17 protein-coding genes are annotated in these 22489 nt (G+C 64.1%); 8 read left to right on the top strand and 9 right to left on the bottom strand.

From position 1 onward, the window contains the following. Positions 1-22: 22 nt before the first annotated feature. Both AC1RRJ_RS04690 and AC1RRJ_RS04685 read left to right on the top strand, forming a co-directional pair. Positions 23-742: an SDR family NAD(P)-dependent oxidoreductase gene (locus AC1RRJ_RS04690; RefSeq protein ID WP_493120553.1), complete on the top strand. Its 720-nt coding sequence runs from the start codon at positions 23-25 to the stop codon at positions 740-742. Between the two features lie 79 nt (positions 743-821). Beyond that, positions 822-1454, top strand: a complete 633-nt coding sequence (locus AC1RRJ_RS04685; RefSeq protein WP_493120552.1) for a TetR/AcrR family transcriptional regulator — start codon at positions 822-824, stop codon at positions 1452-1454. Positions 1455-1464: 10 nt separating this feature from the next. Here AC1RRJ_RS04685 and AC1RRJ_RS04680 read toward each other — a convergent pair whose 3' ends face one another. Genes AC1RRJ_RS04680 through AC1RRJ_RS04660 form a run of 5 tightly spaced genes read right to left on the bottom strand, consistent with a single transcriptional unit; the run spans position 1465 to position 6959 of the window. Further along, on the bottom strand, positions 1465-2631 hold the full coding sequence (locus AC1RRJ_RS04680; protein WP_493120551.1) for a thiolase C-terminal domain-containing protein: 1167 nt from the start codon (positions 2629-2631) through the stop codon (positions 1465-1467). Beyond that, positions 2628-3029, bottom strand: coding sequence for a Zn-ribbon domain-containing OB-fold protein (locus AC1RRJ_RS04675; protein WP_493120549.1), 402 nt, complete (start codon positions 3027-3029; stop codon positions 2628-2630). The genes AC1RRJ_RS04680 and AC1RRJ_RS04675 overlap by 4 nt, the downstream gene beginning before the upstream one ends. Before the next feature lies 1 nt (position 3030). Continuing rightward, positions 3031-4248 (bottom strand): cytochrome P450, encoded by a 1218-nt coding sequence (locus AC1RRJ_RS04670; protein ID WP_493120547.1) that lies wholly within the window; start codon positions 4246-4248, stop codon positions 3031-3033. Further along, entirely contained in the window at positions 4245-5744 is a 1500-nt protein-coding gene (locus AC1RRJ_RS04665; RefSeq protein ID WP_493120546.1) for a class I adenylate-forming enzyme family protein, read from the bottom strand. Before AC1RRJ_RS04665 ends, AC1RRJ_RS04670 begins: the two co-directional genes overlap by 4 nt. A 36-nt stretch (positions 5745-5780) precedes the next feature. Then, positions 5781-6959, bottom strand: coding sequence for an aromatic ring-hydroxylating oxygenase subunit alpha (locus tag AC1RRJ_RS04660; protein WP_493120545.1), 1179 nt, complete (start codon positions 6957-6959; stop codon positions 5781-5783). Between the two features lie 142 nt (positions 6960-7101). Here AC1RRJ_RS04660 and AC1RRJ_RS04655 point away from each other — a divergent pair, with 142 nt between their 5' ends. Continuing rightward, complete coding sequence (locus AC1RRJ_RS04655; RefSeq protein WP_493120544.1) at positions 7102-8718, top strand: GMC family oxidoreductase; 1617 nt, start codon at positions 7102-7104, stop codon at positions 8716-8718. A 1-nt stretch (position 8719) separates the two neighbouring features. Further along, positions 8720-9736, top strand: a complete 1017-nt coding sequence (locus tag AC1RRJ_RS04650; RefSeq protein ID WP_493120543.1) for an acyl-CoA dehydrogenase family protein — start codon at positions 8720-8722, stop codon at positions 9734-9736. Positions 9737-9780: 44 nt separating this feature from the next. On the opposite strand, the gene AC1RRJ_RS04645 is transcribed toward AC1RRJ_RS04650, so the two are convergent. Next, a complete protein-coding gene (locus tag AC1RRJ_RS04645; protein WP_493120542.1) occupies positions 9781-10989 on the bottom strand; it encodes an acyl-CoA dehydrogenase family protein in 1209 nt (402 codons plus the stop codon). A gap of 1 nt (position 10990) precedes the next feature. Beyond that, positions 10991-12403 (bottom strand): aldehyde dehydrogenase family protein, encoded by a 1413-nt coding sequence (locus tag AC1RRJ_RS04640; protein ID WP_493120541.1) that lies wholly within the window; start codon positions 12401-12403, stop codon positions 10991-10993. A 118-nt stretch (positions 12404-12521) separates the two neighbouring features. Between AC1RRJ_RS04640 and AC1RRJ_RS04635 the strand changes: the two genes are divergently transcribed. Both AC1RRJ_RS04635 and AC1RRJ_RS04630 read left to right on the top strand, forming a co-directional pair. Then, the gene (locus AC1RRJ_RS04635) at positions 12522-12938 is read left to right on the top strand and encodes a GFA family protein (RefSeq protein WP_493120539.1); all 417 of its coding nucleotides are present in this window, start codon (positions 12522-12524) and stop codon (positions 12936-12938) included. Then, complete coding sequence (locus AC1RRJ_RS04630; protein ID WP_493120538.1) at positions 12935-15208, top strand: CaiB/BaiF CoA-transferase family protein; 2274 nt, start codon at positions 12935-12937, stop codon at positions 15206-15208. Before AC1RRJ_RS04635 ends, AC1RRJ_RS04630 begins: the two co-directional genes overlap by 4 nt. 3 nt (positions 15209-15211) lie before the next feature. On the opposite strand, the gene AC1RRJ_RS04625 is transcribed toward AC1RRJ_RS04630, so the two are convergent. Then, entirely contained in the window at positions 15212-16288 is a 1077-nt protein-coding gene (locus tag AC1RRJ_RS04625) for an MlaA family lipoprotein (protein ID WP_493120537.1), read from the bottom strand. A 274-nt stretch (positions 16289-16562) separates the two neighbouring features. Beyond that, positions 16563-18044, bottom strand: a complete 1482-nt coding sequence (locus AC1RRJ_RS04620) for an alpha-L-fucosidase (RefSeq protein WP_493120536.1) — start codon at positions 18042-18044, stop codon at positions 16563-16565. A gap of 437 nt (positions 18045-18481) precedes the next feature. Between AC1RRJ_RS04620 and AC1RRJ_RS04615 the strand changes: the two genes are divergently transcribed. Next, positions 18482-21010, top strand: coding sequence for a TonB-dependent receptor (locus tag AC1RRJ_RS04615; RefSeq protein ID WP_493120535.1), 2529 nt, complete (start codon positions 18482-18484; stop codon positions 21008-21010). A 9-nt stretch (positions 21011-21019) separates the two neighbouring features. Further along, positions 21020-22459 (top strand): MFS transporter, encoded by a 1440-nt coding sequence (locus AC1RRJ_RS04610; protein ID WP_493120534.1) that lies wholly within the window; start codon positions 21020-21022, stop codon positions 22457-22459. Positions 22460-22489: the final 30 nt, after the last annotated feature.

The following is a 22489-nucleotide window of genomic DNA, read 5'->3' as shown; positions in this document are numbered from 1 at the left end:
TTAAATCAAAGGAAGAGCAGGCATGATCCAATTTGACTTCAGCGGCAAGACCGTGCTGGTCACCGGCGGCACGCAGGGAATCGGCCTTGGCATTGCGACCGCCTTTGCCGACAGCAGCGCCGATGTGATCATCAGTGGAACACGCCCGGCGGCCAGCGATTACGCCGACGACCTGTCGCGCTTTACCTATATCCCGGCGCGGCTCGATCAACCCGCCGACCGTGCCACGCTGGTCGAGACCGCGGGGCCAATCGACATCCTCATCAACAATGCCGGCCAGTCGCATCCCGACGAATATTCGATGGAAGGCTATGGCCAGGTGATCGACGTCAACCTGAATGCCGCAGTCGAGCTTTGCTATCTTTGTCATCCGGGCCTGCGCGAACGCGGCGGCTCGATCGTCAATGTCGGTTCCTGCGCCAGCTTCATCGCCATCGGCTATGCCCCCGCCTATACCGCCAGCAAAACGGGGCTGCTCGGTTTTACGCGCGCGGTCGCCGACCAATGGGCGCGCGACGGCGTCCGCGTCAACATGGTCGCGCCCGGCTTTATCGAAACGCGCATGACCGCTGGCGTTCGCGAAAATGAGCGACAGAGCGAGGCGATGCTCCGCGCCATTCCAGCGCGGCGTTACGGAACCCCGGCCGAGGTTGCGGCAGCGACGCTGTTCCTCGCCGCGCCGCAGGCTTCCTATATCACGGGCCAGAGCATCGTGGTGGACGGCGGGTTGCTGATCCGTTGACGATCCAAAACCTTCTTCTTTTAGGCTGGCCCTTCGCCGCCCGCGCTGCCATGAGCAGCTAAAGCAACAGGAAATAGCCGTGGCACGACCTTCGAAACCCCTGATCTCGCGTAGCGGTGCGGCACAAGCCGCGCTCGACGTTATCGACGAGCATGGTCTGGAGGAATTGAGTCTGGGCCTCGTAGCCAAGAAGCTCGGCGTCCGCCCGCCCTCGCTCTATCATCACTTCAAGGACAAGTCGGAGCTGTTGCAGGAAGTCGCGCGGATCATGCTCGTGCGAATGCCGGTGATCGCTGCGACGGGTCAGTCGTTCGAAGAACAGATTATCGCACGCTGCGTCGCGACGCGGCAGACTTTGCTCCAGCACACGAACGCCGCGCCGCTGATCCTGCGTTACTTCCCCCGCCACATGCTGCTCGCTGCCTATGACCGTGCCACGTCAGAAGAGCCCTATCCGACAGCGATCCAGATGACCGTCCTCGATGCGGTCGAAAAATATACCTATGGCGCCGCGCTGTTCGAAGCATCAGCGCGGGCGCGCGGGATCGATCCGATGCCGCCCGTCGACAGCGAGAAATACCCCAGCCTGGCGCAAGCCGTCGCCGACAATCCGTTCGACGACGAACAGCTTTTCGTCGAATCGCTGCGGCTCTTCCTCGCCGGAGTGCGCGAACGCATCCGGACGGGCAGCATCGGCAAGCCGCTCGAATAGCGCGCCTCCCCTACGGGATGATATTGCCGAAGATCGCCGAGCTGACCGTCGGCGCACCGGGACCACCCGCGAGCAAACAGATTTTCGCGTCGGACACCAGGTTCGCCGACTCGCCGCGCAATTGCTTCACCGTTTCGATCGCGGTTCCGATGCCGTGGATGAAGCCTTGCGCGAAATTGCCGCCGCCGGTGTTGACCGGCAATTTCCCGGTCGGTGCGATGAGATTGTCGAAGCGTATGACCTCGGCGACATTTTCATAGGTGCAAAAGCCGTGATCGATCAACGAGGCGACGCCCTGCGCGCTGAAATTCTCGTACAGCTGGACGACGTCGATATCGGCGGGTGACAATCCGGTATCGGCATAGAGCCGCCGTGCGATCGGGCGGAATCCGGCGGTCGGATAGAGCGCCTCATCGTCATTCTCGAGCAGGTCGCCCCAGCCCTTTTCCGCGCCATTGGCGCAGCCAAGAAGATAAACCGGCGGTTTCTTCAGGTCACGCGCGCGTTCGGCCGACACCATCAAAAAGGCCCCTGCCCCGTCGTTCTCGCGGCTGCAATCGAACAGGCGAAACGGCTCGGCGACCCAGCGCGAGTTTCGCATTGCACCCAGATCAAGGTCGCGGCCATAGGCGACGGCATCGGGATTGCGCGACCCGTGATAATAGGACGCCCGCACCAATTCCTCGGCCACTGCGCGCGGCACGCCATGATGCTCGTACATCCGGTGGGCGCGGATCGCGCACACCTGTGCCGGCGCCACCACCCCTGCGGCGAGCATATGATCGTTGAGATGATGCGCCATCACCGCCGCCGACAAGCGGCCGCTCGATCCCTCGACCAGCGCACGGAAGACGATGACCGCGCTCGCCTGCCCCGATACGATCGCTGCGGCGGCCAGTCCGAAAGCGCCGGCGATACCGCCGCCGCCGCCGCCCCAGACCATGCTCGACCATTTGAGCTCGCGCGTGCCAAGATCAGACATCAACCGCACGGGTTCGTTATGGTCGTCGCCATAGGAGACGAAGCCGTCGACATCGGCGGGGGCGAAGCCCGCGTCGGCGCAGGCATCGATCACCGCCTGAGTCAGGACGCCGCGTTCGGGGAGCGGCGATGTGCCGCGTTTATACTGCCGCACACCGATGCCCGCGACGGCGGTGCTGCCATAAAGCGGATTCATGCGGTGCGGCTCCAGATGATCGTGGGAATGTCGCGGTTTTCGACGCGAGTGCTACCGATACGACCACTGATCGCCTCGCCAATCCGCGGGTCTACCTGATCGGGATCGTCGAGCCGCCCGAGCAGACGGATACCGCAATCATCGACCGTCGCGACGATCGACACGAACGGCAGGTCGAGCGCTTCGGTAAAGCCAAAGCGATGCCAGGTCCGCGTCCAGGAAAAGATCGTGCCCGTCATCGCGCGCTGGACCCAAGCGACCTGCGTGCTGCCGCAAGGGCCGCAGCGGTCGCTTGCCGGCCACAGCCAAGTGCCGCACGCTTCGCAGCGCGGCAGCATCAGGGCGTCGTCGGCCAAGCCGTTCCAATAGGGCGCGTCGGCGCCGTCGATCAACAACATATCAGGCTGCATTCCATTCGATGGGCAGGGATTCGAGCGCCATCACCGTGCCGATGCGAAAGGCATGGCGCTCGCCGGGTGTCGCCCGGAAGGCGGGGATGCGTTTCACCCACTCCTCGGTCAGGATGCGCAATTCGGCGCGGCCGAGGACATGGCCGACGCACAGATGCGGCCCCGACGAGAAGGTCAGATGCGCGGTCTTTTTGCGATCGAGGTCGAAAGCGTTCGGCGAGGCGAATTTCGCCGGATCGCGACTGCCGAGGCAAAGAATGTTGAGCAGCATCTCGCCCTCGCGAAACTTCGCTTCGCCGATGTCGCGATCCTTGACCACCAGCCGCGGCGTGTTGACAACGCCATAGAGGCGCACCGCCTCGTCGGTGAAGGCGGGGATCAGCGACGGATCGGCGGCAAGCCGCGCCTGCACGTCGGGCATTTGTGCAAGCTGCTGAAAGGCAAAGCCGGTGACGTTCGTCACGGTGTCCATGCCGCCAAGGAAGAGCACGAAGCTCATCGCCAAAATCTCGTCGTCGCTCATCGTGCGCCCGCCGACATCGACCGCGATAAAGTGCGACATCAACTTGTCGTCGGGCGCGGCCTTTTTCGCCGCGATCAGCGCTTGGAGTTCGCCGAGGATCAGTGCGCTGAGCCGACCCAGTTCGGCCTCGTCATTCTGCGCCGAGAAGAAGTTTTCGGCCAGCGCCCGGAAATCATGGAGGCGCGACAGGTCCATGCCCATCAATTCCATGAACACGCTGACCGGGAAGACTTTCGACACATCTCCCTGAAAATCGCACGCGCCCTTCGCGACGACCGCGTCGACCAATTCGGCCGCCCACTCGCGAATGCGCGGCTCAATCGCCTTGACGGCGTTCGGACCGAACATCGGCATCATCGCCTTGCGATATGGCAGATTTTCAGGCGGATCGAGGCTCAGCGGGATGAAGAAGGGCGGATTTTCAACGCGCGGAATCTGCATCTCGCGGACCGAAAAATGCTCGAAATCGAGGACAACCTGACTAATCGCGTCAAAGCTTTTGACGATCCAATGGCCGCCGTTGAGCCGGGTCCAGAAGATATCGGGCGCATCGGCGAGCGCCGCAGCATAACTGCCCTGCACATCCTCACCGATGCGCGGATCGGCGTAAATATCGAAATCAAACACCAGATGCGGCGCGATATGCGGCGGCACCGGCGAACCGGCAGCAAGGGAAGCCGTCATCGTACGCGCTCCATATTTTCATGGGCGCCAGCATAAGCCTCGCGCACCGCCGGCTTCGACAATTTCCCGGTCGCAAGACGCGGCAAGGGTATGGGCGAAAAGGCGACGTAGCGCGGCACCTTGTAGTTCGAGAGATTGCAGTTGCAGTGCGCGATCAGCGCCGCGACATCGACCTCGGCCTCTGCGTGATAGACGACAAACGGGGTCTCGCCGAACTTCGCGTCGGGTGCGGCAATCGCCAGCGCCTCGACGATTCCGGGAAATTCGCATACCACCCGCTCGACTTCAGCCGCCGAGATGTTGAGCCCGCCCGAGATGATCAAATCCTTGAGCCGGTCGACGAAGGTCAGCAGGCCGCGCTCGTCGAGGGTCCCGATGTCGCCCGAATGGAGCCAGCCCTGCTTGATGACTTTCGCGGTCTCTTCGGGGTTCCGCCAATAGCCTTGCATCATGCCGGGCGAGCGCATCAGGATTTCGCCCGGCTCGCCGGGGTCACAGTCGCTGCCGCCGGGACGGACGACGCGCAATTCCATGAAGACACCGCCCCAGCCGCATTTCTCGGGCTCTTCGAGCGCGAGATGCTCGGGCATCATCGTCGCATTGCCGCCCACTTCGGTCTGGCCATAGATTTGGCGGATGATGATGCCCTTCGCCTTATAGGCGTCGAGCAACTGGCGGCTGACCCGCGCCCCCCCTGCCGTGGCGAGGCGGATCGACGACAGGTCGGCATCGGCGAAACCGTCGCAGCGCGCGATGGCTTCGAAAAAGGTCGGCACCGCGCCGAAGCAGTTGATCTTCTCATCCTGCAACAGGCGCAACATCGCCTCGGGAACGAAGGCCGGCTCCATGAAGATGGTGCAGCCCTGCGTCGTGTAATGGATCAGCTGGACGAAGCCCGCCGAGGTATTGAGGGGCGCGAGGCTGATGACGCGCGCGCCCGGCGACGAGGCGGTTTCCTCGAGCGCCCAGTTAGCCGCATAGGCGGTCATCGAGCGGTTAGTATAGACGACGCCCTTGGGCTTCGCGGTCGACCCGCTGGTTGCGATGATGACGACGGGTGCGTCGGGATCAGGATCGTGCGCAACGCTGGTCGGCGTACCATGGCGCAGCGCCTCGACCTCGGCCATCGGGCGCGGCGCGAGGCCGGCAGCGGTCATATTGTCGGCGAACTCTGGCGCGGCGAAAGCAAAGCGCGGCTCGCTCGTTTCGCACAGATCGCGGATCTCGCGCGGGGTGAAGCGAAAGTTGACCGGATTGACGATCCCGCCCGCGCGGATGATCCCCATGATCAGCGCGCAATAAGCGAGGCTGTTGGTCGCGCAAATCGCGACGCGGTCGCCGGGTTGCAGCCCGTCGGCCTCCAGCATCGCGGCAACGCGGTCGGACCAGTGTTTGTAATCGCCATAGCTCAGCCGATCGCCGCCCAGCACCACGGCGGGCTGATCGGGGCGCATCCGCGCCCACCATGCAATCGCGCTCGACAAGGTCTGCGCCATGAAATTCCTCTCCATCCGGTCTGCGCCGGTCTTTGGTTACAACAGCGCTTCGATCGCTTCATAATAGCGGACAATATTCGCCTCGAGCCCGCAATAGATAGTCTCTTCGGGCACGCCCGCGTTGAGCCCCGCCTGGCTGATCTCGGCAGCGCGAAAATCCTCGCCGCCGAACACGTTGATGATCAGTTCATAGGAGCGTGCGAACACCTCCTCGGCCTTTGGCGTCATCGCCGGCCCTGGGGTCAGCATGAAATATTCAACGACCGTCCGGTCGGCGGCACGCGGCATGAGCAGCATGATGCTGGTGTAATATTGGCTGGTGACGACGACGCAGTTGGGGAAAGCCGTATAGGCGTGGGTCACCAGCTTGTGGACGTTCGCTCCCGCATCCTCGTCGAGCATTTCGGGGACATAACCGATGCGCCCCGACACCTGGCGGATATTGGGGCCGAACATGTCGACGATGTTCGGCGCGTCCTGGAATTTGTCGCCGATCGACGCGGCGTGGAGCCGCTGGACATGATAGCCCTCGAGGAAGGGTTCGAGCACGACCTTCCAGTTCGCCTTCAGGTCGAAGGTCTTACGACCATAGACATGGGCGGAGGGGATGCCGAGCGCGGTAAAGTCGTCGGCGACCTGGCTCGACAGCTGCGACCAGTCGGCGGGAATGTCGAGGTTGAGCTGGACATAGACCACCCCGCCCCACTCGCGCGCTTCGAGTTCAACAAGCCCGCGCTGGCTTTTGTCGAGGCCCTCGAACGCCTCGCCGCGCGACACGCCGATCAGCTTGCCGTCGATGCCATAGGTCCAGGCATGATAGGGGCAGGTCATGCGGCCCTGTTTGTGGACCGCGCAATCCTCGATGATTTTCGATCCTTTGTGCTGGCAGGCGTTGATGAACGCCTTGATCGTGCCATCGCGGGTGCGTGAGACGAGCAGCGGGATGCCATAGCCATCGCACGCGACGACGCTGCCGGGTTCGAGCAGCGCCGATACGGTGATCGGCACCGGATAGCGGCGGAAAATTTTTTCCTGTTCGAGGTCGAAGCGCGTGCGGCCAGTGAAGATCGCATTGGCGCGCGTCGCGCCAAGCGGCTCGACCACCGCGTCCTTTTCGGCCGGAATTTTACGGATCGCCTCGATCTGGCTGGGCGTCAGTTCGGCCAGCGTCGTCACCTTGCGGGCGGGGGGCGCAACTTCTGCAACATCGCTCATATCGACGATTCCTCTCCTTATCGTGGTCTGACCCTATTCGACCCTTTACCTAATGACAATAGTTTTTTATGAAGAGCGTATCGACGGCCTCCGTTCGATAGGATGGACCGGAAAAATACCGGCGGATCAAAGGGAAGAGTGTATGCGCTTCGATTATGTCATCTGCGGCGCCGGGGCGGCGGGCTGTGTTCTGGCCTATCGTCTCTCCGAAAATCCGGCGATCCGCGTCGCGTTGATCGAAGCGGGACCGCGTGACCGCCATCCGTTCATTTCGATGCCCAAGGGGCTCGCCAAGGTGATGCAGGACCCCCGGCATCTTTGGGTCCATATGAGCGAGCCCGAAGCCGCGACCGCGGGCCAGTCCGAGGCCTGGGTGCGCGGGCGCGTGCTCGGCGGATCGACCTCGGTCAACGGGATGATGTATGTCCGCGGCCAGCCCGCCGATTTCGACGCGATCGCCGAACAGTCGAGCAAGGACTGGAGCTGGGAGCATATCGGCGCGGCTTACCGCGCGCTGGAAAATCACGAACTGGGCGCGGGAGAAACGCGCGGCGATGCCGGGCCGCTGAAAGTCTCGATGCCGACGCAGCGCATGCCGGTCAGCGATGCGCAGGTCGCGGCGGGCGAAGCGATGGGCTGGGCGCGCAAGGCCGACGTCAACGCTCCCGACGATCAGGTCGCGATCGGCTATACCCCGCGCACCATCTTCAAGGGCAAGCGCCAGAGCGCGGCCCAGGCATTTCTGCGGCCCGCCGAAAAGCGCCCCAACCTCTCCGTCCTGACCGACCGCACCGTCGATCGTATCCTGTTCGACGGCGCGCGCGCGGTCGGGGTCGAGATCGTTTACAAAGGTGCGCGCGAGCGGATCGACGCGGATCACGAAATCATCGTCTGCGGCGGCGCGATGGCGAGCCCCGCGATCCTCGAACGGTCGGGGGTCGGCGATGAAAGCCGCCTTGCCGCGCTGGGCATCCCGGTCGTCCATCACAATCCGGCGGTCGGCGAAGGGCTGATCGAGCATCGTGGGATCATCCTGCAATGGAAGCTCACCAAGGCGGCGCTGTCGCAGAACCGGGTGTTCGGCGGCTGGCGGTTGCTGCTCGCGACCTTGCGCTATTATCTCACCGGCGACGGTCCGATGGCGGCGGCGGCCTACGAGATTGGCGGCTGGTTCAAGACCCGGCCCGGGCTCAACCGCCCCGACGCGCAAATGCTGATCGCGCCGTTCAGCTTCGACATGGAAAAGCAGCGCACCGCGCTGGAGAAGCAGCCGGGGATCAATGCGGTCGTCTATCCGCTGCGCCCGACGTCGCGCGGCAGCATCCATATCGCAACGCGCGACCCCGATGCGGCGGCGAGCTTTCAGCCCAATTACCGGTCGACCGAAGAGGATCGCGCAGCAATGGTCGGCGCGGTGCGCGTCATGCGCGATTATGCCAGCCAGGCGCCGCTCGCCGGCATGATCGCGGGCGAGACGATGCCCGGCCCCGCTTTCGAAAGCGATGCCGAGATCATGGACGCCTATGATCGTTTCGGCACCTGCGGCTATCATGCCGTCGGCAGTTGCCGGATGGGCAAGGATGCCGCGTCGGTGGTCGATCCGGCGCTCAAGGTCCGCGGTGTCGAGGGGGTGCGGGTGATCGACACCTCGATCATGCCCGCGATCCCGTCGGGCAACACCAACGGCCCGACGATGGCGATGGCGTGGCGCGCCGCCGACATCATCCTGCGCGATGCGCCGCAAGCAAAGGCGGGTTGAGATGAGCATGACGCGTGAATTAAAGGACGCGCTGGACGCGCGGTTCGACGGCATGAAGTCCGGCGATGACAGCTGGCAGGCGCTCGCCGACGCCGGCGTCCTCGGCCTGCCCTTTCCCGAAACGCATGGCGGGCTGGGCCTCGCGCCGCGCGACGGGTTTGCCGTGCTCGAAACGCTGGGCGAGCGGACGACCGCCCTGCCCTATCTCGAATGCGTGTTGCTGGCGGGCGTATTGCTCGACCGCGCCGAGGGCGAGCAGGCAGCGGCCTGGCTGCCGCGCGTCGCGAGCGGCGAAGCGAAGCTGGCGCTCGCGTGGCTCGACGACAGCGACCCCGCGCACGCCGAAGCCGACAGCAATGGCTGGCGCCTGTCGGGCGGCAAGTTGCTCGCGATCGGCGCCGCCGAGGCCGACGCCGTGATCGTCACGGCGGGGACTGCCGAGGGCACGGCGGCGTTCCTGCTGCCGCGCGATGCGGTCGTCATGAAGGCCTATCCGACCATCGACGGGCGGCGCGCCGCCGACATATTGCTCGACGATGTGTCCCTGCCCGCGACCGCGCGCCTTGGGCTGACCCCCGACGACATTCCCGAGATTCTCGATCTGGGCGCCGCCGCCATCGCCGCCGAAGCCGCCGCGATCATGGCGCGGCTGGTCAGCGATACCCGCGACCATTGCCGCCAGCGCGAACAGTTCGGGCAGGCGATTTCAAGCTTTCAGGCGGTGCAGCACCGGCTGGTCGATATGCATATCGAGGCGCGCCGCGCGGCGGCCGCGGCGGCGCTCGCCGCCGATGCGCTCGACCTTGCCCCCGCCGCGCGCGCCAAAGCGATCAGCGCCGCGAAGGTCACGATTGCCGATGCGGGGCGGTTCGTCGGGCAGAATGCGGTGCAATTGCACGGCGGCATGGGGATGACCGAGGAGCTGCCGGTGTCGGCACTGTTCAAGCGGCTGACCGTGATCGAGAGCGAATATGGGACGCGCGACGAACATCTGGCGCGGTATATGATGTTGAGCTGACAGTTCCTCCCCATCGCTGCGCGATGGGGAGGAACGATCGAAGACTAAATCCCCAGTTCGGCCTTCGCCAGAATATTGCGCTGAATCTCGTTCGTCCCGGCGTAGATCGTGCTCGCGCGTTCGTTGAGATAGTGGAGCGGCGCGATTGCCTGCCACACTTCGCCGCTGCAATAATCGTCGGCGGCGAGGCCGGGGATCGGCCCGCCGGGCATTGCGACGCCGGGCTGGAAGGCGCGCGCGAGCGGCCCTGCGGCTTCGAGCGCCAGTTCGGTCACGCGCTGTTGCAATTCGGTGCCGAGAATCTTCATCATCGACGCATCGGTTCCCGCCGGCGATCCCGCCGACAGGCGCGAGAGAATGTCGTTTTCGAGCCGCGCGAGAATGTCGCAGCGGATGCGCGCCTCGGCGATCCGCGCGTCGAGCAATCCGCGCCCCGGCCCCGACGGCTGCGCAGTGACCTGCTGTGCCAGTTCGTCCAGCGCGACCTCGATCTCGGGCGCATAGGCGCTGCCGCCGCGTTCGAATTCGAGCAGATATTTGGCGACGGTCCAGCCCTGGTCGATCTGACCCAGTATATTGGCGACCGGAACGCGAACATTGTCGAAGAAAATCTCGTTCTGAATATGCTCGCCCGACGCCATGATGATCGGACGCACCTCGATACCCGGCGAGGTCATGTCGATGAGCAGGAAGGTGATGCCCTGCTGCTTGCGTTCGCTCTTCGCCGTGCGGACGAGGCAGAAGATCCAGTTGGCGACATTGGCATGGGTCGTCCAGATTTTGGTGCCGGTGCAGACAAGGTCGTCGCCGTCGCGCACCGCCTTCATTTGCAGCGCCGCGAGGTCCGACCCCGCGCCGGGCTCCGAATAGCCCTGACACCAGAAATGTTCGCCCGACAGCATGCGCGGCAGGAAGAAGGCCTTTTGTTCGTCGGTCCCGAAGCCGATGATCGCGGGACCGCACATCTTGATCCCCATCGGCGACACCGGCGGCGCGCCGGCGCGGACGCGCTCGCTGGCGAAGATATGATGCTGGACGACGCTCCAGTCGCAGCCGCCATGTTCGGCGGGCCAGGCGGGGGCGGCCCAGCCCCGCGCATGCAATTTCGCCTGCCACGCCATTTGCGATTCATGGTCGGCATAGACGCTGGTCATCAGCCGCCCCGCGCGGCGAAGCGCCGGGGTCAGTTCGGCGGCGAAGAAGCTGCGGACTTCGTCCCGGAATGCTTCGTCGGCGGGGCTCAGCTGCGCCATGTCATGCCGCCTTCGGGATGAAGATTGCCTTGGGCCGGGTGAATTCGAGCAGGCCGGGTACGCCATTTTCCTGCCCGAAGCCCGACTGTTTCGCACCCGCGAGCGGTGTGAAGGGGGTCGATTGGAGGTTCTGGTTGATCCACACCGTCCCGGTGTCGAGCCGGTGCGCGATCGCGGTCGCCGCCGCTATATCGGCCGACCAGACCGCGCCAGCGAGGCCATATTCGCTGTCGTTGGCGCGCATGATAACATCGTCAACATTGTCAAATTTCAGCAGCGGCAATACGGGGCCAAAGGCTTCCTCGACGACGACCCGGCTGTCCTCGGGCGGATTGTCGATGAGGGTCAGCGGGACAAAATAGCCAACATCGGGCACCGGCCCGCCTTCGAGCAAAGTCAGGCCATTGGCGCGCGCATCGTCGAGGAGGGCCAGTACGCGGCGGTATTGGGGTTCGTTCTGGACCGGGCCGTAGCGGTTGCCCTGCTCTGCGCCGTCGCCGACGGGGAGGTCTTTCGCGAGCTGGTGGAGGCGGTCGCGCAAGGCATCGTAAATATCGGCGTGGATATACAGACGCTTGGTCGCAACGCAGACCTGCGCAGTGTTGTGGAAGGCGCCCTCGAACAATTGCGCCGCAACAGTGTTAAGATCGACGTCCGGAAGCACGATCGCGGCGTCGTTTCCGCCGAGTTCGAGCGTAATTCGCTTCAAATCCTTCGCCGCCGATTCCATCACGCGGCGTCCGGTCGCGGTCGATCCGGTGAAACTGATCTTGGCGAAGCCCGGATGCGCGGTCATCAGCGGGCCGAGCGCGTCGCCGCCGCAGATGATGTTGAACACGCCCGCCGGGAAGACGTCGCGGATCAGTTCGCCGATGCGCAAAGTGCACAGCGGGGTGAAGGGCGAGGGTTTGAGGACGAGCGTATTGCCCGCCATCAGCGCCGGACCGATTTTCCACGAGGCGAGCAGCACCGGGAAATTCCACGGCACGATCCCGCACACGACGCCGAGCGGGACATGATGCACCTCGACGCGGCGGGTATCGCTGTCCTCGGTGACGTCGACGGGGATGTCGAGCATGGTCGTCGCCTTCATCCACATCGCGGCACCGCGGATTTCGGCTTTCGCGCCGGGGAGCGGGCGCCCCTGTTCGCGGACGAACAGCGCCGCAAGCTCGTCGGCATGCGCGTCGATGATGTCGGCGGCGCGAACGAGGCAGGCTTTGCGGTCGGCGATCGGGGTGTCGCGCCATGCGGGGAAAGCGCGCGTCGCGGCGGCGACCGCGGCATCGAGGTCGGCGGCGGTGGCATCGGGCGCCCGAGCAAAGACTTCGCCCGTCGCCGGATTGCGCACATCGATCGTCGCGGCCGCATGGACCGCACGCCCGTCGATCGTCATCGCAAGATTGTCGCTCATTCGTCTCTCCACCACATTGCCAGCCGGCGTATCGCCCAGCATGGTCTTCCATACGGACTTTACAAACTAATGACGTTAGATAAAAGCGCAACCAGAAAAGCGAAACGGGAGAATGGCGATGTCGGAGGCTGAAATCGAAGGCGGATGCAATTGCGGATCGGTGCGATACCGCCTGACGGGCGCCCCGATGGCGGTTGCGGTCTGCCATTGCAGCAATTGCCGCCGCCAGTCGGGCAGCGCCTTTTCGGTCAATGTCGTGGTGCGCGCCGATGCGATGGAGCTGACCGGCAATCTCACCACTTATGAGGATCGCGACACCGAAAGCGGCGCCCCGGTCTTGCGCCAGTTCTGCGCGACCTGCGGTTCGCCGATCCGGTCGCTGTCCGCCGCCGCGCCCAAAATCGCGATCGTCAAGGCGGGCACCGCCGACGATCCCGGCCGCTTCACGCCCGCAGTGCATGTGTGGACCGCCTCGGCACTGCCATGGGTCGAGATTCCCGCCGGCCTGCCGCAATTTGAGCGGAACGCGCCATGAGCGTCGATCGCCCGCTGGCCGGGGTGCGCGTCATCGATCTGGTCGCGGGCCCGATGGCGCCGATCACCCGCTATCTCGCCGAACTCGGCGCGCGGGTCGATCGCTTCGTACCACCGCCGGCCGCGCCCGACGCCGCCGACATTGCCGCCAATGCCGGCAAGGTCGTTCATGCCGAAGCGGTAAGCGATGACATGTTGACAGCCGCCAACATCGTCGTCGCGCCGCCCGAAGCGTCGCTGGACTATGAAAGTCTCGCCGCGGCCAACCCCGCGCTCGTCCTGATGCACGTCAGCGATTTCGGCGCCGGAAACAGCCTGAGCGACTGGCAGGCGAGCGACGCGGTGCTCCACGCGCTGTCGGGCGGGCTGTCGCGGTCGGGCATTCGCGGCCACGCGCCGTTACTGCCGCCAGGCGAGCTAGCGTGGCAATGCGCGGCGGCGCAGGGCGCCTATGTGGTGGCCGCCGCTTATTATCGCGCGCTGCGCTCGGGACGCGGCGACCTTGTCGATTTTTCGGCGCTCGACGGCGCGATGCAGGCGCTCGACCCCGGCTATGGCATCAACGGCAGCGCGACGATGGGCCGCCCCGCTCACCTGCTGTCGCGCGACCGGCCCGCGAAAGGCACACAATATCCGATCTTCGCCTGCGCCGATGGCCAGATTCGCATCTGTCTGCTCGCGCCGCGCCAGTGGCAGGGCATGTTCCGCTGGATGGGCGAACCCGCAGCCTTTGCCGCCCCTGAATTTGCGAAGATGAACATTCGCCAGCAGTCGGAGGAGCTACAGGAAGCGCTGGGCGCGTTCTTCGCGCCGCGTTTGCGCGCGGACCTTGAGGCCGAAGGCCAGGCGCATGGCGTTCCCATCGCGACGATGCTGAGCTTCGCCGAATTTGCGGCGAGCGATCAGGTCGCGGCGCGAGATGCGCTCACCGGGATCACCCTCGCCGACGGCAGCCGTGTGGCGCTGCCCAATGGCGTGCTGACCATCGACGGCGCGCGCATGGGTCCGCAGGATGCCCTCGCCACGGCGGCGGCTCCGGTTCCGGGCACGACGGCGATCGCCCTGCCCTTTGAAGGACTGAAGGTCCTCGACCTCGGCGTCATCGTCGTCGGCGCCGAAGCCGGGCGCATGTTCGCCGACGGCGGTGCCGACGTCATCAAGGTCGAAAGCGCGGCCTTTCCCGACGGGTCGCGCCAATCCTATCTGCCCTATGGCCTGTCCACGAGCTTTGCCGCGGGGCACCGGGGCAAACGCAGCCTCGGGCTCGACCTGCGCCACGAAAAGGGCCGCGCGCTGTTTTTCGACCTCGTGAAACAGGCCGACGTGCTGCTGTCGAATTTCAAGCCCGGCACGCTGGATTCGCTCGGCATCGGTCCCGACCTGCTCGCCGCAACCAATCCGCGGCTGGTGATGGCCGACAGTTCGGCGTTCGGCCCGACCGGGCCGTGGGCGAAGCGGCTGGGCTATGGCCCGCTGGTGCGCGCCGCGACGGGTCTGACCGCGATGTGGCGCTATGACGATGATCCCGAAAGCTTCAGCGATGCCGTGACGGTCTATCCCGACCATGTCGCGGGCCGGATCAGCGCATTGGGCGCGGTCGCGCTGCTCATCCGGCGCGAGCGCACCGCACGCGGCGGCGTTGCCAGCGTTTCGCAGGCCGAGGTGATGCTGACGCAGTTCGCATCGCATCTGGTGGCGCGCGACCTGCCTGCATCGAGCAGCCAATTGCAGCGCGCCTCCGCGGTGTTTCCAGCCGCCGGAGACGATGAATGGTGCGTCGTCACGATCCGCGGCACGGACGACGACGCGAGGCTCCAGTCGATTCTCGGCAAACAACCGTCCGATCTGCATGACCGGCTGGCCGAATGGATCGCAGCCCGCGACGCTATGGATAGCGCCAGCGCCTTGCAGGCTGCCGGTATCGCCGCGGCGCCGATGCTGCGCGTCGCCGACCTTCCCGATTTCGTCTATGCCCGCGAGCGCGACGGCTATCGCCGCGACGCGCATCCCCATCTGGCCGACCCGGTTGTCTCGGAACGCCGCGCCGCCCGGCATCGCGATCAGCCGACGCTATCGCCCGCCCCGGCTCCCCTGATGGGAGAGCAAACCGGCGACATTGTCCGGGAATGGCTCGATTTGGATCGCGAAGACATGGCCCGCCTGATCGAAGAGGGCATCCTGCATCCCGTCAGCCACTCCGAACTGTCGCAAATTCAAAAGCATCTTGCGAAAGTCGGACATGACTCAAGGGACGCTGCCAAAGGCCGGTAGCGCCTATTCCACAGTGGCCGGCACCGGGGCATCGCGAAGAATGTCCGCATTGGTGCTGGCTGAAAGCGGAGGCATGTCATCCGCCTTCGGCGTTTCAACTCCCGTCGGCTCCCCCGCGATGGGGATTACAGGACCGGATAAGGGTTGGGCCGGCCGAGCCGTGGTTTCGGCTTGGGGAGCAGCAACGGCGATGTCGTGGCCCTTGCCTTTCAACGCGTCGATTTCGCGTTGGCGCATTTCGAGATAGAGGGTGCGCGTTTCGACGTAAGGATCGAGACTTTCTTCCTGCATGCGCTGGATCTGGGCATCGCCCTCGATGCGATCGTTGAGCTGCTTGACCACCGTTGTCGGAACCGAATAAGCCAAGCGGTTGAAAGGCGTGCCGACGGTGGTCGGCACGACGAGCAGGTCGATGCTGTTACCGACCATGTCGCGCAATGTCGTCGGCCCGACGAGCGGAAGGTAGAAAAAAGGGCCGGGCTCGACGCCGTAAAAGCCCAATGTATTGGCAAAGCCATTGCGGCGATAGGGCAGATCGAACGGCTTCGTCTTGGCGACGTCGAACAGCCCCCCGACGCCGAAGGTCGTGTTGACGACGAAGCGGCCGAGGGTCTCGGCGGCCTTGCCGATCTTGAACTGCAACAGAAAGTTCAGAAAATTGACGGGTTCGCTCAGGTTCCGCAGCGCATTGCCAAGCCCGTCGCGAACAGGTTCGGGGACGATGCCCTGATAGCCCGTGGCGACCGGAGCCACGAGCGCCTTGTCGACCGACTGAACCATCCGGTACGACGTGATGTTAACCTCTTGCAGCGGATCGCCCGGCGGCGCCTCTCCACGTGCGGTCACCACAATATCATCCGGCGACGGCGGCATTTCGGCCGGCGGTTCGCCACCGGATGTTGCGGCTGTATCCGAAGCGGAAGGCGGGACAGTTCCGATTGTCGGCACGACCACCGGCGGCACCGGGCCAGCCTCGATCCGCTGCGGTTCGACCTTCGTCAGGCTTTCGGGTGCCACATCGGCGGGAACGGGCGGTGTCCCGGACAACAAAAGAAACGCAGCGACGGCCGTAATACTCATCGCGCGTAAAATCCCGCCATCACGAGATTTGTGAGCGTCGCTCGCATATGTAAAACTCCTGCCCGGGCCGTCAGCCCGAAACTATGACCAAAGGGCGCCCCTCCCCTCTATCCAACGCTGCCTTGCCTGCGATTGCGGACAAGGCAGCTTTACCCGTCCCCTATCAAGAAGGAAGGGGAAAAAGAAATCATGCCTGCCGCACGAGCCCGGTGCATCGGTCGGCGCCCCGAACGCCGACCGGATTATCGTCGGCGACACGCCGTCGCGGTGCCGGTCAAACCGGCGGCTGGCCAAGGTTCACGCCATCGCCGGACACCGCCACCGCGGTCCCGACCGGATCGGAGCAAGGACCGGCGAAGGTCAGCAGCAAATCCGGTCCGCGTGGCTGCAGCGTGACCGGACTGCCATCACCGAGGCGCGATGCGGTGCCCGTGATGGAGAGATTCTTCACCACCAATTGGGCGGAGGATACGGGGCCTTTGAAAATCAGGTTCACGCGCCCCCGCGCGGCGGTGAAGCGCACCGCCTGCCCGCATTCGGTCTCGCCATCCGATCGCGTCCACGGCCTGGTGCCATAGATGGCGTCGCCGTTCGCGCGCAGCCATGCGCCGAACTGCTTGAGGCGGCTGAGTTGTTCGCCCGGAATCCCGGCGTCGGTCGCGCGCGGCCCGACGTTGAGCAGGAGATTGCCGTTGCGCGACACGGCATCGATGAAATCATGGATCAGCGTTTCGGCGCTGGCATAATCGGCTTCGCTGTCGTTGCGGTTGAAGCCGAAGCTGTGGCTCATCCCGCGGGTCGCTTCCCACTTCTTGATCTGAATTTCGGCGAAGGCGGCATATTCGGGGGTGCGAAAGTCGCTGTGCGGGACCGGCGGCGGGATGATGCCCTTGGAATCCTCCTCACTCTGCTTGCCCAGGGCCGCCTTGAGCTTGCGATCGACATAGCGGCGCATCGGCGGGAATTTGAGCAGGTCGCGCTGCAAGCTGCCGGCGACCCAGCGGTCATTGACCACCCCTTCGGGCACCGCGCGATAATAGTCGGCGAACAATCGGTACAGGGGGCCGGGCCGCGTCGGCCACGAAATATCGTTCCACAGCACCGATGGTTCGTAGCGATCGATCAGTTCGCGCACCTGCGCCATCGCATAGGCCGGATAGTCGCCGCCGGGGGTCGAGGCGATGAAATCGCCAAGCGTCCGCATCGGGCGCCGGTTGAAAGTCCAGTCGATCCCGCCCGAATAATAGACTCCGAAGCGCAGGCCTGCGGCACGCACCGCTGCGGCCAGTTCGCCGACGAGGTCGCGCCGGGTAGTCCAGTCCTGCTGATGCCGGTTGGCGACCTCGCTCGGCCACAGGCACAGACCGTCATGATGCTTGGTGACGAGCACGACATAGCGCGCGCCGGCATCGCGAAACGCCTCGGCCCAGGCGGCGGGATCCCAATGTTTCAGCCCTTCCTCGAACGGCTGCTTGAAGTCGGTGTAGGGCGCGTCACCATAATTGGCTTTATGAAATTCGGCCGAGGGCGTTCCCGGCACCTTGATCGCGTTCCAATACCATTCGGTATAAGGCGCCATCGCAACCGCGCGGTCATAGTCTTTGGAAAATATCTCGCCGATCGAGCCGACGTGCGGCGCGAAGCCCGGAATGGCGAAAGCGCCCCAATGGATGAAAATCCCGAATTTGGCATCATGATACCAGTCGGGCACGGGACGCGCGTTGAGGTCGGCGAGTGTGGAACCGGTGGAGACCATCAGTGGGCGCTCCCGCATTCTGACTCATATTTCGAGCGGAACCGTCCGTTCATCCTGCCTCTCCCCATATCCGCCATCTTCATCGTGGCGCCCGTCGCTTCGCAGTTGATTCTATCATCATAGAAAAATCAATATCATAATTGCAATGTTAGCGAGAGCGAAGGCCTTTCAGGCCAACTCTACCCGCTTGCCAGAGGGACAGGATGGCAATGCAGGCGCTTGCAAAACCGCGGAAATGCGCCAGAAGGGCTTCGCCTTCCCGGTAAATGGCACAAGTTCAATATATGGTTATAGACTCATATATAAAACACCGATAACAATGTCTCCGGGGGGATGCTGTGAGGGCATTTCGCTGTAAATAGCGTGGGATCCGTATCAGCGGGCCCATCGCGCCAATAATCGACCAGCAGGATCGCTGGCGGCGGGAGAGGCGTGGTATGCGAAATATTTCTTGGATGTTTGCGAGCGTCGCATTCATTGCGATGCCGGTTGCAGCGCAGACGCAAGGGACAACAGCGGCAGCGGATCAACCCGCAGCCACGGAGGGGGCTTCGGGCCTCGCCGAAATCGTCGTCACGGCGGAAAAACGCAGCGTCAATCTGCAGGACGTGCCGCTGGCGATATCGGCCTATACCGCCGATGCCCGCCAACTCGCCGGCATCAACACGCTTCAGGATGTGGCGAATTTCACCCCGGGGCTCAGTTACTCGGCGAGCAATGACCGCGTTTTCATCCGCGGTATCGGGCGCCAGACCAACACCAACGGCAGCGACCCCGGCGTCTCGACCTATACCGACGGCATTTATGACGCTTCGACCAGTTCGATCGCCGCGTCCGATTTCTTCATCGAGCGCATCGAAGTGCTGCGCGGCCCGCAGGGCACACTCTACGGGCGCAATTCGATCGGCGGCGCGATCAACGCCATCTCCAAACGGCCAACCGACGAGTTTGAAGCCGACCTGCGCGGTACGGTGGGCAATTACGGCCTCTACACGGTGGAAGCTGCGGTTTCGGGGGAGCTGACGAACGGGCTGCGTTCGCGGCTGGCGGGCGCTTTCTCCAAACAGAACCGCGGCTATTTCAAGAATGACGCCGGCGGGGTGAGCGAGGGCGGCCGCGGCAAGCGCCGTTATGTCGAGCTCCAGCTGGAGGCCGATCTCGGCCCCGATATCGTTGCGTGGGCGAAGGTCTTCACCGGCAGCACCGACCTCAACCCGCGCAATCTCAACCGGATCGGCGCCTATGATTTCGCCCCCTACCCCACCGGGTCGATCATTCCGGGTGCGGCATTCGGCTATCTGATCCCGGGGGTCGTCGCACTCGATCCCAGCCCGCTGACGCCCGGCGCGACCGACATCAGGCATTTCAGCGCCGACACGACGCAGACCGAAAAAATGCGCGGCAATTTCGGCGCGGCCGGCGACATCAAATGGAGCCTGCCAGGCTTCGACGTCCGCCTGCTCGGCGGCTATCAGAAATATCGCATCGACAATATCTACGAGCTCGATGGCACCAGCGTCATTTCCTATGCTTTGCCCGGCGGCAGCCTTTGCGCTCCGCTCTGCGGACCGCTCGCCGTCTTTCCGTCGACGCAACTGGGCCTGAACAACAAGAAAAGCTTCGGCAGCGGCGAACTCAATCTGACATCCAACACCGACGGGCCGCTGCAATGGGTTGCCGGCGTCTATTATTATCAGGAAAAGCTGGCGCAGGAATCGCGCTTCAACGCGCCCAACCAGCTGCAGCTTCGCGCGCCGGCCAACGGCCCCGCCAACCCGCTCGGCGATTTCGTCTATGCCGCATCGACGCTGACCACCAAATCGGCCGCCGTGTTCGGCCAGGTCGATTACCGGATCACCGACACGCTGCGGCTGACTGGCGGGCTGCGCTACACCCATGACAAGAAGAGCGGCGACGAGTTTTTCCGCATCCTCTGCCTCGGCTGCGTCCCGGGCTTTACACCCGACCTCTATGGTTCGTTGACCCCGGCGTTCGATATCACCGCATCGCAAATCTCGCTCGCCGCCGCGCCGGGTGTCGCCTCGCCCGTCACGATCGATCCGGCGACCGGTATCGCGCGCCGCGGCCTGGCGAACAGCTGGGATGCGGTGACCGGCACGGTCGCGGTCGAATGGCAACCGACCGAAGATCAGCTGGCCTTTCTGCGCTACAGCCGCGGCTATAAGTCAGGCGGCTTCAACGCTGGCGGGATTTCAGCGCTGCCGCAGACCGGGGCCGAGCATATCGACGCCTTCGAAGCCGGGTACAAGCACACGATCGGCAAACAGCTGCGCGTCAATCTGGCGGGTTTCTATTACGACTATCAGGGGCTTCAGGTGCCGCTGACCGTGTCGCAACCGGGCGGCGCGCAGCTCACCCAGTTCTTCAACCTCGCCAAGTCGAAAAGCTATGGCGCCGAGGTCGAACTGGCGTGGCAGCCGGTGAACCCGCTGCAGCTGTCGTTCAACTATGGCTTTGGCCATTCGCGGATCGACGACGGATGCTGCTTCGTTGACGGTCAGGATCCACTGGCGACCCAGCCGGGTGCCCAGCCGTCGGGTCCGGCGGTCGGTGGCCAGCAACCCCAAAGCGTCGACGGGGCACGCCTGTCCGACACGCCGCGCCACAAGATTGCCCTCAACGCGATGTACAGCATCGCGTTCGAACCGGGCACCTTCTCGCTGTCGGGCAATTATGTCTGGCGCAGTTCGGCGTACAGCAACATCTTCAACCGCGACTATAACCGCATGCCGTCGTGGGATCAGGTCGACCTGCGCGCGATCTGGTCGGGTCGCGACGACCGCTACCGCGTCATCGCCTATGTGAAGAATCTGTTCGACAGCACGGGCTATGACAGCGCGCTGGGCAATTTGCTCGCCTCGTCGCCGACGCGGGCGGTCGCGCAAAGCTATTCGCTGACGCCGCCGCGAACCTATGGCCTCCAGATCGAATACCGGTTCCGATAGGCGCGGCGGGTGGCAAACTCCCCCTCCCGCCCGGCCGGCACGTTGCCGCTTTCGACGCGGCTTCTCTATGGCTCGGGTACGATCGCATTCGGTATCAAGGATCATGGCTTCAACGCCCTGTTGATGCTGTTCTACAATCAGGTCGTCGGGCTTCCGGCGGCGTGGGTGGGATCGGCGATCATGATCGCGATGATCGCCGATGCGCTGTTCGATCCGTTGCTCGGCCAATATTCGGACAATGTCCGGACGCGCTGGGGACGGCGCCACCCCTTCATGTATGCAGCGGCGCTGCCGATCGCGCTGTCGTACCTGCTGCTGTGGATGCCGCCAGAGATGGCACACGGCGCGCAGTTCGCGTGGCTGGTCACCACCGCAATCCTCGTGCGCTTTTCGATCAGCCTCTATGAAATTCCGTCAACCGCGCTGCTCGCCGAATTCACCAGCGACTATGACGAGCGCACCAAGCTGGTCGCCGCGCGTTTCTTTTTCGGCGTGTGTGGCGGCATCGCAATGACCGTCGTGACCTTCGGCTATTTCCTGCAGCCAACGGCAGCGCAGCCGGTCGGCCATCTGAACGCCGACGGCTATGTCACCTATGCCTGGGTGGCGGCGGCGATCATGATGCTTTCGGTGCTGATCTCGTCGCTGGGAACGCAAAAGGAGGTGCTGAAACGCCCGCCACCGCCGCCGGTCGAGAAGATGCCGATTAAACAGATGTTGCGCGAGATGCTCGGCATATTGGTGCACCCCGCCTATATTTCGATCCTGCTCGCCAGCCTGTTCTTTGCTGTGGCATCAGGGCTCAACATGTCGCTGGCCGTCTATTTCTCAACCTATTTCTGGGAACTCAGCGCCAGCCAGATTGCCACCGTCGCGTCGACCGCGATCATCGGCATCCTGCTCGCCTTTGTCGTGGTATTGCCGCTGTCAGCGCGCTTCGGCAAGAAGCCGGCGGCGATGCTGATGTTCGGTTTGTCGCTGATTTCCAGCGTCACACCCTTGATGCTCCGTCTCGGCGGCCTGTTTCCGGCCAATGGCGACCCGCTACTACTGTGGCTGTTGATGGGACAATTCTCGTTCGGGATGATGACGACCATCGCGGGCGGAATTCTTGCGGTGTCGATGGTTGCCGACGTGACCGACCAGATCCAGCTCGAGACCGGCCGCCGCTCCGAAGGCCTGCTATTTTCCGCCGCCACGATGGTTAACAAGGCCATATCGGGCATGGGGATCATGCTCGCGGGGCTCTTGCTCGCCTTTGTCAAATTTCCCGAGAATGCACGGCCGGGCCATGTCCCTGTCGACGCACTCCACGGGCTGGCGAGCATCTATATCGCGACACTGTCGGTCGCGACGATCATCGCGATCATCTGCCTCGCCTATTACCCGATCAACCGGTCGCGCCATCTGGAGAATATCCGGCAGCTCGGCGAAGCCGCCGCGGAATAATCGGGCGGATCGGCGTCAGAGCGTGATGAC

Source organism: Sphingopyxis sp. GW821-FHT12C06, from assembly GCF_058807415.1.
The sequence above is the reverse complement of the archived record's forward strand: the minus strand, read 5'-3'. Positions and strand labels throughout refer to the sequence as shown.

Bases quoted from the DNA above. Each gene is read 5' to 3' on its own strand.
- AC1RRJ_RS04635 (WP_493120539.1), top strand. From the start codon at position 12,522: ATGTCGGAGGCTGAAATCGAAGGCGGATGCAATTGCGGATCGGTGCGA.
- AC1RRJ_RS04640 (WP_493120541.1), bottom strand. From the start codon at position 12,403: ATGAGCGACAATCTTGCGATGACGATCGACGGGCGTGCGGTCCATGCG.
- AC1RRJ_RS04660 (WP_493120545.1), bottom strand. From the start codon at position 6,959: ATGAGCGATGTTGCAGAAGTTGCGCCCCCCGCCCGCAAGGTGACGACG.
- AC1RRJ_RS04650 (WP_493120543.1), top strand. From the start codon at position 8,720: ATGAGCATGACGCGTGAATTAAAGGACGCGCTGGACGCGCGGTTCGAC.
- AC1RRJ_RS04615 (WP_493120535.1), top strand. From the start codon at position 18,482: ATGCGAAATATTTCTTGGATGTTTGCGAGCGTCGCATTCATTGCGATG.
- AC1RRJ_RS04655 (WP_493120544.1), top strand. From the start codon at position 7,102: ATGCGCTTCGATTATGTCATCTGCGGCGCCGGGGCGGCGGGCTGTGTT.
- AC1RRJ_RS04675 (WP_493120549.1), bottom strand. From the start codon at position 3,029: ATGTTGTTGATCGACGGCGCCGACGCGCCCTATTGGAACGGCTTGGCC.
- AC1RRJ_RS04620 (WP_493120536.1), bottom strand. From the start codon at position 18,044: ATGGTCTCCACCGGTTCCACACTCGCCGACCTCAACGCGCGTCCCGTG.
- AC1RRJ_RS04625 (WP_493120537.1), bottom strand. From the start codon at position 16,288: ATGAGTATTACGGCCGTCGCTGCGTTTCTTTTGTTGTCCGGGACACCG.
- AC1RRJ_RS04680 (WP_493120551.1), bottom strand. From the start codon at position 2,631: ATGAATCCGCTTTATGGCAGCACCGCCGTCGCGGGCATCGGTGTGCGG.
- AC1RRJ_RS04630 (WP_493120538.1), top strand. From the start codon at position 12,935: ATGAGCGTCGATCGCCCGCTGGCCGGGGTGCGCGTCATCGATCTGGTC.
- AC1RRJ_RS04670 (WP_493120547.1), bottom strand. From the start codon at position 4,248: ATGACGGCTTCCCTTGCTGCCGGTTCGCCGGTGCCGCCGCATATCGCG.
- AC1RRJ_RS04645 (WP_493120542.1), bottom strand. From the start codon at position 10,989: ATGGCGCAGCTGAGCCCCGCCGACGAAGCATTCCGGGACGAAGTCCGC.
- AC1RRJ_RS04665 (WP_493120546.1), bottom strand. From the start codon at position 5,744: ATGGCGCAGACCTTGTCGAGCGCGATTGCATGGTGGGCGCGGATGCGC.
- AC1RRJ_RS04690 (WP_493120553.1), top strand. From the start codon at position 23: ATGATCCAATTTGACTTCAGCGGCAAGACCGTGCTGGTCACCGGCGGC.